The following is a 17,521-nucleotide window of genomic DNA, read 5'->3' on the forward strand; positions in this document are numbered from 1 at the left end:
CCATCACGACATGCCTGCCTACGTCAAACCCAGATGGTTACGGGATCTGCTGCGTTTCCTCCCGTTGAAAAGCCAGTTCGTGCTGTCGGGAAACGTCCGCGATTTACAGGCCTGTGAAGTTGCCCCCGAAGTGGTGACGGCGCAGTCGCTGGTGAATACGCTCGGCGACAATCTTCGCGAGGCGGGTTATGCGCAGCTCGTCGTCTGGAATCCGATTTCCGGCTTCACGGTGCCCGACAGCCGGGTGTCGCCCACGGAGCCTGCCGATGAAACCCTGCGACGTCTCGGCCTGACACCGGTCGACGGCACGGCGCCGGGCGGCATCGATGCGCTCACCGCATGCGTTGAACGCCTGGTCGCGCTGCCCGGCCCGCCGATTGCCCTCGTCGTCGATTTTGCTTCCCGACTGGCGATTCGCGCCGAAACGCTGAACCCGGCCGAGCACACGCTGTTCACGCGCGCACTGGTGCTGGCGCATATGGCGGCCCCCCGCCCCGCGGGAGAACTGCGACGTCCGTTTTTCAATACCGTGATCTGGATCGTCGACAAGGAAGGCGATCTGCCGGACTGGTTGCTGATCGACAATCCGCGCATCCGGCATATTCCCGTGTCGAAACCCGACAGTGCCGCCCGTCGTGCGTTGGCCGGTGCATTGCTGCGCGGCGTACCCGGTGCCCAGGCCGCGACGCCGGACCATCTTGCCGACGCGGCGTCCGCGTTCGTCGACGGTTCCGAGGGATTGCTGCTCGCCGATATGAACGCGATCGCCACGCTCGCCCGCGTCGAGCAGGTGCCCCTCGATAAAATTGCCGACGCCGTGCGGCGTTATAAAGTGGGCGTCACCGAGGATCCGTGGCAGCAAATCGACCGCGACAAGATCCGTCACGCCGACGCGTTCATTCGCCGCCGCGTCAAAGGGCAAACGCACGCAGTCACGCACATGCTCGACCTCGTCAAGCGCGCGATGACGGGGGTGGGTTCTCAGCGGAAAGGCAACCGGCCGCGCGGTGTCGCATTCCTCGCCGGCCCGACCGGCGTCGGGAAAACCGAACTCGCCAAGACGATCACGAGCCTGCTGTTCGGTGACGAAAGCGCGTACATCCGCTTCGACATGTCGGAATTCAGCGCGGAACATGCCGACCAGCGCCTCATCGGCGCGCCGCCCGGCTACGTCGGCTACGACGTCGGCGGAGAATTGACGAATGCGATTCGCGAACGCCCGTTCAGCGTGGTGCTCTTCGACGAAATCGAAAAAGCGCATCCGCGCATTCTCGACAAGTTTCTGCAAATCCTCGATGACGGCGTGCTGACGTCAGGGCGCGGCGACCGCGTGTACTTTTCCGAAGCGTTGATCGTTTTCACGTCGAACCTCGGCATTTACCGCCAGGACGAATCGGGTCAGCGCGTGGCGAATATCCAGCCGGGAAACGACTTTGCGGACATCCAGAAGAAGGTGCTCGGGGAAATCCAGCAGCATTTCAAGCTGGTCCTGAACCGGCCCGAAATCCTGAACCGCATCGGCGAAAACATCATCGTCTTCGACTTCATCCGCGAGGATGTCGCGACGGAGATCTTCGAGCAGATGGTTCGTGCCGTGCTCGACGACGTCGCCTCCCAGGGTATCGCCGTCGACCTGGACGCCAGTTCCAGGATCGCGCTCCAGGCGCGATGCCTCGGCGATCTATCCAACGGCGGCCGCGGCATCCGAAACCAGATCGAAGCGCATCTGCTCAACCCGCTGGCACGCGGCCTGTTCGATCAGGATGCGAGCGCCGGCGATCGCTTCGTCATCTCGGGCATCGACTCGGGTGCGTTCCAGTTGCAAAAGCAGTAGGCCATGGACATCCGCGTTTCGCGCCTGCACTTTCCCGTGACGACGCTCGGGCCGGGGCAGCGGATCGGCATCTGGTTTCAAGGTTGCACGATCCGATGCCCGGGCTGCATTTCGATGGATACCTGGGCGCACGCCGGGGGCGAAACCACCGTCGATGCGCTGTTGGCGCAGGTCCGAACCTGGTTGCCCGACGCTACCGGCATCACGATCTCGGGCGGCGAGCCGTTCGATCAGCCCGATGCGCTGATTGCGCTCCTGCATGGCCTGCGGCAACTGTCGGCAGGCGACATCCTCGTCTACAGCGGCCACCCGATCGAATCGCTGGACGATACGCTGGCACGCGCCGACGGCCTGATCGATGCGCTGATCTCCGATCCGTTCGACATCGACGCGCCGCAGACACACACGCTGCGCGGCAGCGACAACCAGCGATTACATTGCCTGACGGCACTTGGCCACGCGCGTTTTGCACAGTACGAACACGCGCCTCGGCACACCGGCAAGGCCCTGGACGTCATGTTCGACGAGGACGGTAGCGTCTGGTTCGCGGGGATACCGGGCCGGGACGATTTTCATCGATTGAGAGACCTATTGACCGATCAGGGGCATCACGTCCGGATCAGTGCCGACAAGGCGAGAAACAGATAAGACAGGAAATGTCAGCCATGATGCGTTTTTGCCCGAATTGCCGAACCGAGCGGTCGGTGGACGAGTGGTACTGTGCCGGCACGGTCGGCGATGCCGTTTGCAACTGGGACTTGTCAGGCGTACCGATCCGGGCGAACGGCTGGCGCCCCCAGGATGTGGTCACGGTCGAGACGGTCAGCCAGCAAGTGGCTGCGGACGCACCCGGATCCGCCGTGCCGCCCTCGTTGTCGTGCACGAACGGCCATCCGATGAACGACGGCGACCTCATGTGCCTCGAATGCGGCGCGGATCCGGCCATGCCCGCCGACGCACAGCGGCTCGGCGCCGGCGACGAGGCTCCTGCCGGCAGCTCGGCGGAGGACGCGCCGCCGCCCGTCGAAGAAACGCGGATCGACGGCTGGCGGTTGTTGCGCCAGATTTCCAGCACGGACGGCGTGCGCGAACGCTATGTGGCCCAGCAGGACGGGACCGGCAGGCAGGCCGTGCTGACGCTGTATCGGCCGGGCGCGGAACCGGACCCGGCCGTCTACGATGTGGTGCGCCGCCTGCCGCGCGAGCACGTTCCGGAGATCATCGCTACCGGACGCTGGGATCAACGTGCGTACGAAGTCGCCGAGGAGATGAGCGGCGGGACGCTGGCGGATCTCGGCGTGGCCGTCCGCGATCGCGCGACGATCCGCCGGGTGGTCGATGAACTGGGCCAGGCCCTGCAGGCATTTTCGGACGTGGGGCTTCGGCATCGGGACCTGCGGCCCGGCACGCTGCTGGTGCGCAGCCGCGAACCGCTGGACCTCGTCATCAGCGGCTTCGGTTCGGCGCGGCTGTCCGAATTCGATCTCGATATCGTCTCGCCGCTCGAAACGACGCGCTATATGGCGCCCGAGGCCATTGCGGGCGGTGTCGCCGCGGCATCCGACTGGTGGAGCCTCGGCATGATCCTGCTCGAGCAGTTGACGGACGGCCGCTGCTTCGAGGGCATCAATCCGCGCGCGTTTCTGATTCACGTGCTGGCCAACGGCGTCACGTTACCGGACGATCTGGATCCCTCGCTTCACCTTTTGCTGCGAGGCCTGCTCGCGCGTGACCGACATCAACGCTGGCAATGGCCGCAAGTCAAGGCCTGGCTGGACGGCAAACCGGTCGATGCACCGTCGGCGGCGACGATCGATTCCGATGGCGACGAAGGCGCCAGCATCGCGTTGGGCGCCCGCCAATATCGCAAGCCGGCGATCTTCGCGCTCGCCGCGGCGGAGCGCGAGAACTGGGAAGCGGCGCGCGATCACCTGAATCGCGGCGTTGTCCTGACATGGGCGGAACAAGCCGGTGCCGGTGCGAAAGTGCTGGCCGGCCTGCGTCAGGTTGCGCAACTCGACGGCGTCGATGACGAGGGCCGCCTGATGATCGCGCTCAAGCTGTTGAATCCCGACATGCCGCTCATTCTGCGCGGCGACATCGTCACGCCCGGCTGGTTGCTGCACAACCCGTTGGAAGGTTACGACCTGGTGACCGGGCCGGTGCCGACGTTCCTGGAGCGGCTGGGAACGGAAAGCTGGCTGTCCAGGCTACGCGCTCGAGCCGATGAAGTACGACACCGGGCTGCGTATCTTGGCATCGAACTGAACGAAGACCTGGTGCGCATCGCGCTGCTTTCCACGTCGCGTGCCCAATTGGCCGCGCAATGGGAAGAACGGCGCCTGTTGTTGCCGGATTCCGATCATCACGGCCTGCTGTCGCTGTCGGAACGCCGCGTCCTCAGCGAGGAAGACCTGATCGTTCTGTTGAGCGCGGCCATTTCACAGTTTCGCCCGGTCGACGAGATCCTCGACCAGGCGGCGGCCCTCGCGGAACGAGAGCAGATTCTGGTCTTCGATCGCCAGGCTGCCCGGATCGCGCTTGCGCTGCCGCGCGTCGACCTGTTCCATGCCGTCGACGACCGGATCGCCGGATTCGCGCGAACCGGCAACCCGACCGTCGATGAATGGGCGGAGCAGTTCCGGCTGGAACGTCGCTTGCCCCTGCACGAAGTCGTCGTTCTGTTGTCGGTGCCCGCCGAGCAGTGGCTGGAACCGCAGAAGCAGCAATACGTGTCGCAGATCCTCGACTTCTTCGAGAAGAAAGTCGCCACGACCGTATTGCGCGGTCCGCTGGTACGGATGACCATCGGCAAGACCACGGGGCGGGTCGATCTCCACGAACTGAACGGTGAGCGATTCGCCAGCACCGCGCTCCTCGACCATCTGCTCCAGCGCAATGTACAGACGGTACCGGTGGACCCGGCCGTGTTCGGTGCAAGCGGAACGCTCGAAGGCCGGTTGAACACGCTGTACCGGCAGACCTCGCTCTACAAGCGGGATACCGGCATCGACGGCCTCTATCTCGGCTTCCCGTTCCTGCTTTACAAGGATCATCGCAGCACGACGCGCCCTCGCATCGCCCCCGTCCTGTTGTGGCCGGTCAAACTGCTGATGGAGCTCGGCACGCGACGCCAGGTGGCGATGGCTTTCGACGGCGAGCGCGAGGAGGTTCGCCTGAACCCGGCACTCGAGGGCCTGCTGGGACGCGAGGCCGTCAAGGCATGGCGTGTCGCAGCCGACGAGGTGCTCGGACGTTCCGCGTTGAAAGCGGCCGACGTGGTCGATGCTTTCGGCCTGCTGGCCGACGTGGAAAGCCGCAAACTCGGTGCGCTGCCGCTGCCGACCCTCGACGTGCCCGCCGGCGCGACGCGCCTCGCCTGCGCCGGCGTGCTGTTTCACGTCGACTTCGCCGGCCAGGCCATCGGCGAGGATCTGCGCCAGCTCAAGCAATTGTCGCCTTCCGGCACGGCGCTCGAATCGATGCTGCGGCTCAAGGACAAATCCGACTACGACGCGTCCGAGGCTACGTCGACCGAGCTCGGCCGATTCCTGACGGTGGCAAGCGATCCGTCGCAGGAAGCGGCTATCCTGCAGGCCCGTCAGGGCCCCGGCCTGCTGGTCGAAGGGCCACCCGGTACCGGCAAGAGCCAGACGATCGTCAACATGGTCGCCGACGCGATCGGACAAGGCCGGAGCCTGCTGATCGTCTGCCAGAAGCATGCCGCGCTGGAAGTCGTTCGCAAGCGTCTCGTCGCGGAAGGCCTGGGCGATCGCATCGTGATGCTCAACGACGTCAACAAGGACCGCGAGCCGACGATTCGCGCCGTCCGCGAACAACTGGATGCGATCTTTCGCGGTGCCGCGTTCGACCCCGGTTTGATACGCCAGCGTGAACGCATGGCCGCGAGAATCGAGGCCCTCGAGGGCGAACTCGATCGCCAGCATGCCGCGCTGCATCGCGTCGACGCATCGACCGGCCTCAGCTATCGGGCGCTGCTCGGCGAACTGATCCGGCTCGAAGCCGGCACGCCGCCGGTCAGCGTGCCGCAGTTGCGTACCCGGCTTGCCACGCTCGATATTTCGGCACTGACCACGCTGGAAGAACACTGCGCACCGCTCGCCCGCTACTGGCTGCCGTCGAAGTTCGAGGGCAGCCCGCTGGCGCAATTGAAGTCGTTCGCGACCGATGCCGCCACGCTCGACGCGTTCAACACGATCTTCGCGGATTTCCGCGATGCGGAGCGCCTGCGCATCGAGACGCTCGCCGCGCATCCCGCGCGCTTCGATGTCGACGACCCCGCCCCGTATCGGGCCTGGCTCGATGCCAACGCCGGCCGCCTCGTCGCGCTGGACGAGACACAACGCAAACGGCTGGCTCAATGGCTGCCCTTGTTCCGACCGGCCGACCATGCCGATGCGGAAGGTCATCGGTATTACTCGGCGCTCGGCACCCTGCATCGCGATCTGTTGGCCGTCGAGACCAGCGGCTTCGATGCGGTGCTGTCGGCTGCCGTCGCGCACCTGCCGGATTCCGCGCTCCGCAAGCTCGAGGCCCAGGCGGCGTTGGCGACTCGCGCCCCGTCTCTCTTGCGCCGCCTTAACCCGGTCACGTATCTGCGGCGTGGCCGCCTGATGAAGTTCGTCACCGGCTGCGGCGCGCCCGCGACCGACGAAACGCTCCGCAAGCTGCTGGCCGCCAGCCGGCTCGAAACAACCTGGCGGCCGCTGCGCGACACATTGAACACGATCAGCCGGGCATTGCATCTCGAGACGGTCGAGCCCGCGTGCGGGCCGACGCTCGCCGATGCCTGCCTGACCCGCCTGCGCCAGCTCGAAGACATCCGCGAACTCGCGCAGCATCTGGCGATCGCGCCACGCGGCGACGAATTCGACTCGGCCGTGATGACCGGCGATCGGGCGCCCGTCGAACAGTTGCTCGACGGTTTCGAGACCGCGTTCGTGCGGCACAGCGCGCGCCAGCATAGTCTGCGGGCGCTGAGGCCGCTCGATGAATGGCTCTCGGCAGAACTCGTCACCGCCTGTCGGCAGACCATTGCCGACAACATCAGTTATCAGGCGCCGTTGAACCGAATCGGCGATGCGTTGCCGACGCTCGCCGCCTATCAGCAGTTCCGCACCCGGGCACGGCATGTCACCGCCGACGCACTCGACGTGTTTGCGATCATGCGCGACCACGAAGACGCGCTGACGCGTCTGCCGCCTGAACGCCTCGACGACGCCGTGCGGCGCATGATCAACCGCGAGGCGCGGCTCGGATGGAAGCGGCGCATGGAGCAGGACCATCCCGAATTGCTGCTCGACCAGAGCGAAACGGCCGCCAAGATCGAAGCACTCGCGGCCGCCGACGGGGAAATGCGGCGCCTGAACCGCGAGATGCTTCGCAACGGCATCGACCACGGCCGACTGGGTTCGGCGCGCGATTGGGAGGACGTGACGCGTTTGACCGGCCGGCGCTCCAGGCGTCTGCGCGAATTCATCGAACTCGGGACGGGGCTGGGCCTGATGGCGCTGCGACCGGTGTGGCTGATGAACCCCGATGTCGCGAGCCGCGTACTGCCGCTGAAATCGGGGCTGTTCGATTCCGTCGTCTACGACGAGGCCTCGCAGATGCCGGTGGAATACGCGATTCCGACGCTGTTCCGCGGTAACTTGTCGATCGTCAGCGGCGACGAGAAGCAAATGCCGCCGACGGCGTTCTTTTCGAGCCGGGCGGATAGCGACGAGACGGACATCTTCGACGGCGAGCAACCCGACGAGGCCGCGACGGAAGACGAACGCGAGCGCTTCGAGGACACCTGGAACCGACGCGAAATCAAGGACTGCCCTGACGTGCTGCAACTGGCACGGAGCGCACTGCCCGTGTCGACGCTGCAGATCCACTATCGTTCGGCGTATCGAGAGCTGATCGGCTATTCAAACGCCGCGTTCTACGAGAACAACCTCAGTGTGCCGGTCCGCCATCCGGATGCCACGGTGCGCGAGGTGAAGCCGCTCGAACTCGTCCAGGTGAATGGTCTTTACGCGCAGCAGACCAACAGCGACGAAGCGGATCGCGTGGTCGCCTATCTGGCGCAACTGTGGCAACAGCCTTACGCACAGCGCCCGTCCGTCGGCGTGGTCACGTTCAACCGCAAGCAAGCCGACCTCATCCTGGAGCGCCTGGAGCAGCGCGCGGAAGAGGATGAAGCATTCCGCGACGCGTATCGCGAGGAACTCGAGCGAACCGATCGCGGTGAGGACATGGCCGTATTCGTGAAGAACGTCGAGAACGTCCAGGGGGACGAACGCGACATCATCGTCTTCTCCACGACCTTCGGGCGCAACGGCCAGGGCACCTTCCGGCGCATGTTTGGCGTGCTGGGCCAAAGCGGTGGCGAGCGACGCCTCAACGTGGCCGTGACGCGTGCGCGCCATAAAGTCGTGCTCATCACGTCGATGCCGATCCGTGAGATCTCCGACATGCTCACGACGCAGCGCAAGCCCGCGATTCCGCGCGATTATCTTCAGGGTTATATGGAATACGCACGCGCGATGTCGAACGGTGAACTGCCCGCCGGCCGCGCATTGCTTGGCCGCATGAGCAGCGAACGGGCGCATGCGAAGTTGCAGCAGACGGGTGTCGTCGACGGCTTCGCGGAAGATGTGCAGGCTTATCTGAGGGGACTCGGCCTGTCACCGGTGCCCGCCCAGGAAGGCGACGCCTTCGGGCTTGATTTTGCGATCGCGGATCCGGAAACCGGTCTTTATGCGATCGGCATCGAATGCGATGCGCCACGTCATCCCCTGCTCGAACATGCGCGTGCCCGGGAAATCTGGCGGCCGTCCGTGCTGGGACGCGCCATTCCGACGCTGCATCGCGTCTCGTCGCAAGCCTGGTACCACGCACCGGAGACAGAGAAGGCTCGCCTGAAGGCAGCCGTCGCGCAGGCACTGAACCAGGAGGTGATGGCATGAGCGGCCCGAAAGTCGTCCGGATCGTGACGCGCGAGGAAATCGTCGCGATCTGCGACGGACATCTGCAGCGCCTCGACCAGGCCATCGCCACATGGATTGCCGAAGGCCGACGTACCGGCGCGCTGTCGGACGAAGCGATCGCGGCAACTCGGGCTCGACGTGAAGCGCTGGCCGCATTGATCGCCGCCGACGCGTTCATGGAGTTGCAGAAGAAAGTGCCCGACGAGATTGCTTTCCTGAAGGCGGATCTCGCCCGGCGTCAACAGGTGGCCGTCGAGCACGCAGAGCAGGCAGAGAAACGCCGGCGGCAAGGACGGTACAGCGCGACGACCTTGCTCGGCGCGCTGGAAGCGAAAGGGATCGAGATACCGGCTGAGCTTCATGGCCAGCTTGATCGCCTGCGCTCGGGCGATCTGCTCGAGCATGCCGATGCGCTGCTCGCGCAAGGGTTCGCCCTTCTGACGCCGGCTGCGGGACGCACACTCAACGATGCGCAACGGGCGCTGGCGAATCGCCTGATGCCCGCCGAACAGTCGGCGGACTTCGAGACCTGGAAGGCCGCGCAACGGGCGGCGTCTCGCGATCCGTCGATCGACCGTCTCGATCGACAGATCGGAGAAGCACGGGTATTTCTGGACCCGCAAGCCGTTGCCGGATTCTCGTCGAGACTGGATACGCTCGAAGACGAGGTGAACGACGCGCGCAAGCACCTGTTGCTCGACAGCCTGATCCTCGACCTGTCAAGTGCAATCGAGGCCGCTCGCGCACGTCGCGCGGCGATCGCGGCACTGGAAGAACTGACGGCGGAGATTCGGGCTTGCCACACGGCAGACGCGGCGAATTTTGTCGAATGCGCTCGACAGTGCGATATCGCCACGTCACCGGACGTCGTGGCCGAGTTGACCCGAACCGGGCAGGACCTGATCGCGCAGGTGCGGCAGCAACAGGCAGCGGAGGCGCGGCGCAACGCGATCCTGAATGGCCTGGCGCGACTCGGCTACGAAGTGCATGAGGGCATGACGACCGCATGGGCGAAGGACGGCCGGGTCGTCGTCAAGAAACCCTCGCTGCCGGATTATGGCGTCGAAGTCGGCGGTCAGGCGCAAGCCGGCCGCCTGCAGGTTCGGGCCGTTTCCCTCGTCGCGAATCGCGACGTTGCCCGCGACAAGGATGTCGAAACGCTCTGGTGTGGCGAGTTCGGCCGGTTGCAGGCGTTGCTGGCCCAACATGGCGACGACTTGCTGATCGAACGTGCGATGGGGGTGGGCGAGGTACCGCTCAAGGTGGTTGCCGAACTCGCCCAACCGTCCGGCACGGGAGTGGCGATGCGCACGCTGAAGTAAGTCGTGCGGGAGAGCGTTTTCCGCGCACCGCCTACCGCGCCGCCTGCTGCCGCTGCACCTCCTGCGCTTTCATCTGCAGATAGGCGCCGCGCTCGACCTCGTGCAGTTGCTGCGGATACTGCTCGGTCGCATCGAACCAGCGCGCAAGGCGCTGGTCGAGCGGCTTGTCGAGCGTCGCGAGATACGTGTCGATCGCGAGGTAGTAGCGCATCGTGTTGCGCTCCAGCAGCCCGCGCACACCGCCGATGTACTGCGGCTGCGCGGCCGATGCGCCGCTGACGGTCGTGAAGCCGACCTTGTCGCTGCCGACGGTCGCGAGGTAAGTCTTCATCGCCATGCGGCCGACCGTGCCGAAGCCATACGAATACGTGAGATGCAGGAACGTGCGCGACGCGCCGACCGGAATGGCCTCCAGCGCGATCCGGTAATCCTTCGTGCCCATCGGGCCGCTGTCGGCGGTCAGGTCGACCTGGAAATAGTCGGGTGTCGCGGCCGCCACGCGATAGCGGAACTGTACGCGATAGGTGTCCGACAGCTTCTGCTGGATTTTGCGGCCGAGGTTCACGTCGAGCACCGGGCCGTTGCTGCCGCTCGACGCGTGGCAATACTTCGTGTTCAGGTGCAGGATCAGCACCGCGCACCAGTTCGCGGGGCCCTGCGCAGGCTCGTCGAGCTGGCTGCTGACGACCGCGTACGGATAATCGACCACCGCGTAGATGTCGCCCTTCAGCGACGACGACGCTTCCGCCGATTCGAGAACCAGCGGCCGGTGAAACGCGTTGTCCTTCAGTTGCGGGCCGAGGCTGCGGTAACGGTCGAGCAGCGTCGCCGCATCGTCCGCGCCGAACGACAGCGCGCTCCAGCCAACGCACAGGGCCGCAGCAAGCGCGTGCCACGCGCGGCGAGCCAGCCACGTGCGGCGCGGATCTCCGGATGTCTTCATTCTTGTGCTCCCGCCTGGCGCGCGATGGTCGCGCACATGTTTCACAGAATACGCCTGGCCGCAGCGCAACATTGCACGCGAAGGGGCCGCTATCGGCTCCGCTTCACCGGCACCGGCAACTGCGCGGCGGTGATCCGGATCAGCGCCGACAGCCATTCGCGATCGTCCCAGCGCTCGCCGGAGATGACGAGGTGCGGCTTCGCGCCCGGATACGGCGAACCTTCTTCGCAGGCGCCGAGAAACGCGCGGCCTTCGGGTGTCGGCTTGACGAACAGCCGATCGTCGCAGACGAGCGCGGCCATCTTGCCGTCGCAGTAGATACCGTATTCGCCGAACATCTTCCGTGCCGAGACCGTACCGGCCGCCGCCATCTGCTCGACGATGAAATCGACTGTGCTTTGGCTCGATGCCATCTGCCGCTCCTTGCAAAAAGTTTAAGACCGCAGTGTGCACCAGACCGTTCCGCTTGTTGGGCAGATACGCTGCGGCGCGTCATCCCTGCGTCACAGCAACGCGCATTCAGGCACGGGCGGGCCTTCGACGCCCACCGCGCCCTGACATCCCTGACATCCCTGACAGTTACATGACGTCTCGATGAATCGTCCAATGACGCTTCACAAAAAACTGGCTTCGCCGATGTGCCGGGAGAGCGGCACGGGCCACCCGACCGGATCGCCGTGCGCCCCGAAGCGTCGATACAAGGAACCCGATGAGCGTACCTGCCCCCTTCCCCGCGTGGCTCAAGCAGGTCTATGAGCACTATTGCCGCCAACTCGTCCCGGGCGCGATGCTGAGCGAGACGGTCGCGATCGACGACGCCGTGTCGCGCGTCACCGCGGTCGACGTCATCGCTCCGGACGATGTGCCATCCGTTCCGCTTGCCGCGTGCGACGGCTATGCGCTGCGCGCATCCGACACGGCTCGCGCGACGCATCGCGAACCGGTCGATCTCGACTGCGAACGCTCGCTGGGCTATCTGGCGTCGCGAACGGCGAGCCCGGCCGCCCGCGCGCTCGCGCCCGGCCACGCGGCCAGCATCCCGGCCTACGTGACGATGCCGGAGCACGCCGACACCCTTGCGCCGACGTCCACCCATCGCTGCGCCAGCGCAGACGTGGGCGCATACCTGCGGTTTCGCGCGCCGTATGCGCCCGGCCAGCACGTGATCGCCGCCGGCAGCGAATACCGGAAAGGAGACGTGCTGCTCGAGAAGGGTCTGCGGATTACGCCGGCGCGGCAGGCGGCGCTGATTGCGGCGGGCGTGCGCGAGGTGGCCGTTACGAAGCGGCCGCGCATCGGCATCGTGATCGCCGGCTACGAGGTGGTGCCGCCTGGCCATGTACGCGAATCGTGGCAGCGCTACGATTCGTGCGGCCCGTATGTCCGCGCGATCCTGCGGCAATGGGGCTATGACGTGCCTGCCGTCGAGTATCTTCCACTGCCCTCCGCGGTTCCGTGGTCGGCCGACGCGTGGCGCGACGACCAGGCGTTCGGGCGACAACTGGCCGAACTGGCCGGGCGCTACGACCTGATCGTCGGCGCCGGGCTGCCGGCGGGCGATCCATTCCAGATTCGCGGCCTGAACAGCCAGATGGCGTACCCGAACAGTCGGGACACGATCCGGATCAAGCAGACGCCCGGTGGAATATTCAATGTCGGACGCAGTATGGACCGCTCGCCACCGAAGAAGTGGCTGGTGGAATATACGAGGCCGAACGGCTACATCTACAGGTCGGAAGCGAAGGTCAGCTACGATCAGGCGGTACTGGTCAACCTGCCGGGCCATACGAGCGGCGTCGCGGTATTGATGCATGCGATCGTCCGGTACGTGCTCGATTCGCTGGAGCATGTCGCGTCGCCGGGCCCGCACTGGGAAACCGCGCTGACCGCGCACGATATCGCACCGGACGCCGAACTCAACGGGATGCGCTGGGGCGTTCGGCATGGCGCCGAACGCGGCGAATCGCGGGTCAGCCTGCTGCCATGCCAGGGAGACGGACCCATTCGCGCCGTGACCGACGCCGAGGTGCTCGTCGCGATCCCGGCCGGGGAAACGGTGCTGCCTGCCGGTGCGCCCGTCCTGTTCGTACGGCTCGACCGCACCGGCCACGAAGCGCCGCGTCGCGGCGAGGTAAAACCTCCGGATACGGCGACGGACGCGCCGCCGCCACTGCCACCGCAAGCAGCCGCCACCGACACCCGCACCGGTACCGGCACATTGGTTGCTGACGCAACCGTCCCCGACGTTCGCGAATCATGGCAACGCATCGAATACCGGATCGACGCCGATCCGAAGCACCTTCCCGGCGGTCTCAACGGGCCGGCCTCAGCGCACGCGATCGCCGCACTGCACGGCACGCTGGGCACGACGCTGCCGGATGACCTGCTGGAAAGCCTTCGGCTTCACGACGGCCAGGCCGATCCGGCAACCGTCTTCGCCGAAAACGACGCATTGCTGAGCGCGCACGAGATCGTCGCGCAATGGTCGATCTGGAAGAAACTGGTATCGGGTGGCGACTTCGACGACATGACGTCAGACCCGGCCGCCGGCATCCGCGACGACTGGTACAACCTCAAGTGGATTCCGTTCACGCACGACGGCAGCGGCAATCATCTGTGCGTCGACCTCGATCCCGCCGAAGGCGGCACGGTCGGGCAAGTGATCCGGGTCTGGCATGACGACGACCGGCGTGAACGTGTTGCATCGAGTTATGCGGAATGGCTCGCGCGCGTGGCGGCGGAGCGTGACGATCCGGCCGGCGATTGAGCGGGCGGCGAATGCGGCGCGACACGTCACGCCCCGTCGCCGATCGCGCCGGCGCCCGTCTATGAACGCAGCGTCGACGGCGCGACGCCCAGCCAGCGCTGAAAACTGCGCCGCATGTTTTCCGTATCGCCGAACCCGCACTCGTTCGCCACGCGCTGCAGCGATGCCGCACCGCTTTCCAGCGCGGCGCGGGCGGCTTCCACGCGCAGTTTCTCGACGGCCTTGGCCGGCGTGAGACCGGTTTCCGTCTGGAACGCCCGCGCGAATTGACGCGGGCTCATGCACGCCTGCTCGGCCAGGTCGCTCACGCGCAAGCGCGCACCGAGATTGCGGCGAATGTAGTCGAGCAACGGCTGGAAGCGCCCATGCGCGCTGTCGAGTTCGATCAGCGCCGAGAACTGCGACTGCCCGCCCGGGCGCCGGTAGTACACGACCAGCCGCTTCGCGACCGCGCGCGCCAGCCGCTCGCCGCGATCCGCGCCGATCAGCGCGAGCGTCAGGTCGATGCCGGCCGTGATGCCGGCGCTCGTCCAGAACGGCCCGTCGTTCACGTAGATGCGGTCGAGCGCCAGCCGCACCTGCGGAAACGCCTGCGCGAAACGCTCGCCGCAGCCCCAGTGCGTGGTCGCCAGCCGGCCGTCCAGCACGCCGGCCGCGGCCAGCAGCAGGCTGCCCGAACAGACACTCGCGACGCGGATGCCGCGCGCCGCGCAGCGCCGGACGAATGCGCACGTCGCGTCGTCTGCCATCGCCGCATCGACGCCATCGCCGCCCGCGACCAGCAACGTATCGAGGTCCGCCGCCTCCGGCAGCGGCTCGGCGTGCCAGCTCACGCCCGACGAACTGCGAACCAGCCCCGGCTGCACCGCGACGATGCGAATCGCGTAATACGGCGTGCGCGCGTAGTCGGCCATCTCGAACGCGGCAACGGGCCCGGCGGCATCGAGCAACTGGAAGCCGGGATACACGAGCATGGCGACGCGATGGGTCATGGCAGAAAGTGCGGGAGAAATGACATTGCGACGGACGGCGCGCGGCCCGATCCTACAGGCCGTTCATGTCTTCGGGAGATCGTGATGGCCACCACGCCGTTCATCGTCGTATTCGCGTTGTTCGATCATGTCACGCAGCTCGATTTCACCGGCCCGGACGAGGTGTTCTGGCGCCTGCCGGGCGCGCGGATTCACCGGGCCTCCGTGCGCGGCGGATCGATTCGCGCGGACAGCGGCCTGACCATCGCGGCCGTCGAGCGGCTTGCCGACATCGCACACACCGATCTCGTCTGCGTGCCGGGCGGGCTCGGCGTGATCGACGCGATCGCCGACGATGCGTTCGTTCGCGAAGTCCGCCGGCTCGCGCAAGGCGCCCGCTATGTTACCTCCGTGTGCAGCGGGTCGCTGGTGCTCGGCGCGGCCGGGTTGCTGCACGGCCGGCGGGCCGCCTGCCACTGGGCGTGGCGCGACCTGCTGCCGCCGTTCGGCGCGATCGTCGACACCGGCCGCGTGGTGCGTGACGGCCCGGTCATCACGGGCGGCGGCGTCACCGCCGGCATCGACATGGCGCTGTCGGTGATGGCCGACATCGCCGGCCCGGCCTATGCGCAAGCCGTGCAGCTCGGCATCGAGTACGCGCCCGAGCCGCCGTTCGACTGCGGGCGTCCCGAGCAGGCCGCACCGGACATTCTCGCGTCGGTGTCCGCGCTGTTCGAGCGCGTGCGGCCCGATCGTCATGCGGTCGTGGCGCGCGCGGCGCAGCACCTTGCACCGCCGGACGCAGGCCGACAGGCGACTTGACGACGCGCAGGCAGCCCCTGCCCGACCCGCACGACGCCGTTACTTGTCGGCTGCGAACGCGCTCGACATCTGCCGCGCCCGCTTCACATCGTCACCATGCAGATAAATCGACGTCGTGGAAATCGACGCATGCCGCAGGTTGTCGCGCACGGTCGTCAACTCCGCGCCGCGCGCCAACGCGTGCGTCGCATGCGTATGACGCATCCAGTGCGGGCTCGCCTGCCGCAGCTTCTGCGCAAGCGCGGGATTGTCGGCATCGACTTGATCGGCCGTCTGCGCGAAGAAACGCTGCATCACCTTCCACAGCCGCACGCTCGTGATCGCGGCCGCACCGTCTTCCGCGAGGCTCGGGATCAGCGGCGTGTCGGGCCGCCAGCGCGATGGCGTGACCGGCAACCGGCGTGCGACCAGAAAACGGTCAAGCCCCGTGCGTGCGAGCGGCGGCAGCGCGACGCGCGCGGCCTTGCTGCCCTTGCCGATCACCTTCAGCCACGCGTCGCCGTGCGCATCGGTCTCGATGTCGCCGAGCGTCGCGCCGACCAGCTCGCTCGCGCGCAGCCCGGTCGCATAGCCGAAATCGAGAATGAAGCGCAGCCGTTGCGCGGCGGCCGCCGTCCAGCCCGACTGCGGCGCACCGATGCGTGTGCCCTTGCGGAACTCGAGCCCGTCGGCGATCGTGCGCACGAGCAGCCACTCGCCTTCGGTGAACGCATGCGACGTGTCGAGTGCGTTCGCGCCGCGCGTGTCGCGCACCTTGACGCCCGCGAACGGATTCGCGAGCAGGTAGCGCTGCTCGATCAGCCAGCGAAACAGCGCGCCGAGCACCGACAGCGTGTATGCCGCCGAGCGCGCGGACAGCGCGCCCGAGAACGGCCGCCAGTCGGGCGCACCGCGCGGCCGCACGGGCCCGACCCAGCGCTCGTGCGGCGTCGGGCGCCGCACGAACGCGCGATAGGCGACCGCATCCTCGGTCGTCAGCGACGACAGCGCGCGGCCGCGTTCGACGATCGCCCACAGGATCAGCCGCTCGGCCTCCTTCCGGTACGCACGCCGTGTCGCGGCCGATTCGTGCAGCGACAGCCACGCGTGCACGGCCGCGTAATCGTTGTCCGCATCCAGCGTGCTGGTCGCGCGCGGCGCGCGGAACGTGCCAGCCGAGCCGTCGACCTCATGCGGCAGCTTCAACTGCTCCCACGGCACGATGCTGCCGCGCGGTGTCGCCGCGATCAGTGCGCGCGCCCGTTCGGTCAGGGCCGGATGCGCGGCGAAAAACGCCTCGATGTGCCGCGCACTGGCCATGCCGAGGCCCGCGATCGCACGCCACCACTGGCGCCGGCGCGGAATCCGCACCGTGAGATCGGCCAGCGTCGCGATCCCGTGCGCACGCAGCGCGACGACCGCGCGCGCGGGCAGCCACAGGCCGACGTCGTCGCTGATCTGCGGGACCGGCGGGCGCGCATGGCGCAGCAGGCCGATCGCTTCGGCCGCAGCCTTCGCCTCCTGCAAACGCTCACCGTCAGGATGACCGAGCTGCTCCGCGAGATCGGGCCGGCCAGCCTGCCGCGCGACGCGCACGAGACGGCGGCGGATGACGCCGATCACGCCGCGCGCCGAGCGCCCTTCGCCGAGACGATCGGGCAGGTAGCGCGCGACGGCCTGGCGCACGGTCATGCCCGCATACCACGCACGCAGCGCGGCCAGTTCGTCGGCGTCGGGAAAGCCTGCGGGCGCAGGCGCGGAATCGGAGGAAGGCGGTGAGGCGAGGCGCGGTTTCATGGGCGCCAGTTTGACAGAAGCGCGCGCGGCCGGATACGTCGCGCGCCGCGTTCCGGGCGCGACGGGCGACGCAGCGCGACACCGGATC

At 66.9% G+C, this 17,521-nt stretch carries 10 protein-coding genes; 6 read left to right on the plus strand and 4 right to left on the minus strand.

All coding sequences use genetic code 11. The features are described 5' to 3' along the window. Positions 1-10: 10 nt before the first annotated feature. Genes QZM67_RS09285 through QZM67_RS09300 form a run of 4 tightly spaced genes read left to right on the plus strand, consistent with a single transcriptional unit; the run spans position 11 to position 10,154 of the window. Positions 11-1,834, plus strand: coding sequence for an AAA family ATPase (locus tag QZM67_RS09285; RefSeq protein ID WP_301802025.1), 1,824 nt, complete (start codon positions 11-13; stop codon positions 1,832-1,834). A 3-nt stretch (positions 1,835-1,837) separates the two neighbouring features. Further along, entirely contained in the window at positions 1,838-2,482 is a 645-nt protein-coding gene (locus tag QZM67_RS09290; RefSeq protein WP_301802026.1) for a 4Fe-4S single cluster domain-containing protein, read from the plus strand. A gap of 17 nt (positions 2,483-2,499) precedes the next feature. After that, positions 2,500-8,811, plus strand: coding sequence for an AAA domain-containing protein (locus QZM67_RS09295; RefSeq protein ID WP_367620438.1), 6,312 nt, complete (start codon positions 2,500-2,502; stop codon positions 8,809-8,811). Between the two features lie 23 nt (positions 8,812-8,834). Then, positions 8,835-10,154, plus strand: coding sequence for a hypothetical protein (locus QZM67_RS09300; RefSeq protein ID WP_301802028.1), 1,320 nt, complete (start codon positions 8,835-8,837; stop codon positions 10,152-10,154). 31 nt (positions 10,155-10,185) lie between these two features. Here the strand turns inward: QZM67_RS09300 and QZM67_RS09305 are convergent, their stop codons facing one another. Then, positions 10,186-11,097, minus strand: a complete 912-nt coding sequence (locus QZM67_RS09305) for a hypothetical protein (protein WP_301802029.1) — start codon at positions 11,095-11,097, stop codon at positions 10,186-10,188. Positions 11,098-11,186: 89 nt separating this feature from the next. Further along, complete coding sequence (locus QZM67_RS09310) at positions 11,187-11,510, minus strand: TfoX/Sxy family protein (RefSeq protein ID WP_043192078.1); 324 nt, start codon at positions 11,508-11,510, stop codon at positions 11,187-11,189. A 296-nt stretch (positions 11,511-11,806) separates the two neighbouring features. On the opposite strand from QZM67_RS09310, the gene QZM67_RS09315 reads away from it, so the two are divergent. Next, positions 11,807-13,864, plus strand: a complete 2,058-nt coding sequence (locus QZM67_RS09315) for an SMI1/KNR4 family protein (RefSeq protein ID WP_301802030.1) — start codon at positions 11,807-11,809, stop codon at positions 13,862-13,864. A 59-nt stretch (positions 13,865-13,923) separates the two neighbouring features. Here the strand turns inward: QZM67_RS09315 and QZM67_RS09320 are convergent, their stop codons facing one another. Further along, positions 13,924-14,856: a GlxA family transcriptional regulator gene (locus QZM67_RS09320; protein WP_301802032.1), complete on the minus strand. Its 933-nt coding sequence runs from the start codon at positions 14,854-14,856 to the stop codon at positions 13,924-13,926. A gap of 84 nt (positions 14,857-14,940) precedes the next feature. Here QZM67_RS09320 and QZM67_RS09325 point away from each other — a divergent pair, with 84 nt between their 5' ends. After that, positions 14,941-15,657 (plus strand): DJ-1/PfpI family protein, encoded by a 717-nt coding sequence (locus tag QZM67_RS09325; protein WP_301802033.1) that lies wholly within the window; start codon positions 14,941-14,943, stop codon positions 15,655-15,657. A gap of 39 nt (positions 15,658-15,696) precedes the next feature. On the opposite strand, the gene QZM67_RS09330 is transcribed toward QZM67_RS09325, so the two are convergent. Further along, on the minus strand, positions 15,697-17,433 hold the full coding sequence (locus tag QZM67_RS09330; RefSeq protein WP_301802034.1) for a site-specific integrase: 1,737 nt from the start codon (positions 17,431-17,433) through the stop codon (positions 15,697-15,699). Positions 17,434-17,521 lie beyond the last annotated feature (88 nt).

This window comes from Burkholderia sp. AU45251, from assembly GCF_030482905.1.
Lineage (GTDB): Bacteria > Pseudomonadota > Gammaproteobacteria > Burkholderiales > Burkholderiaceae > Burkholderia > Burkholderia aenigmatica.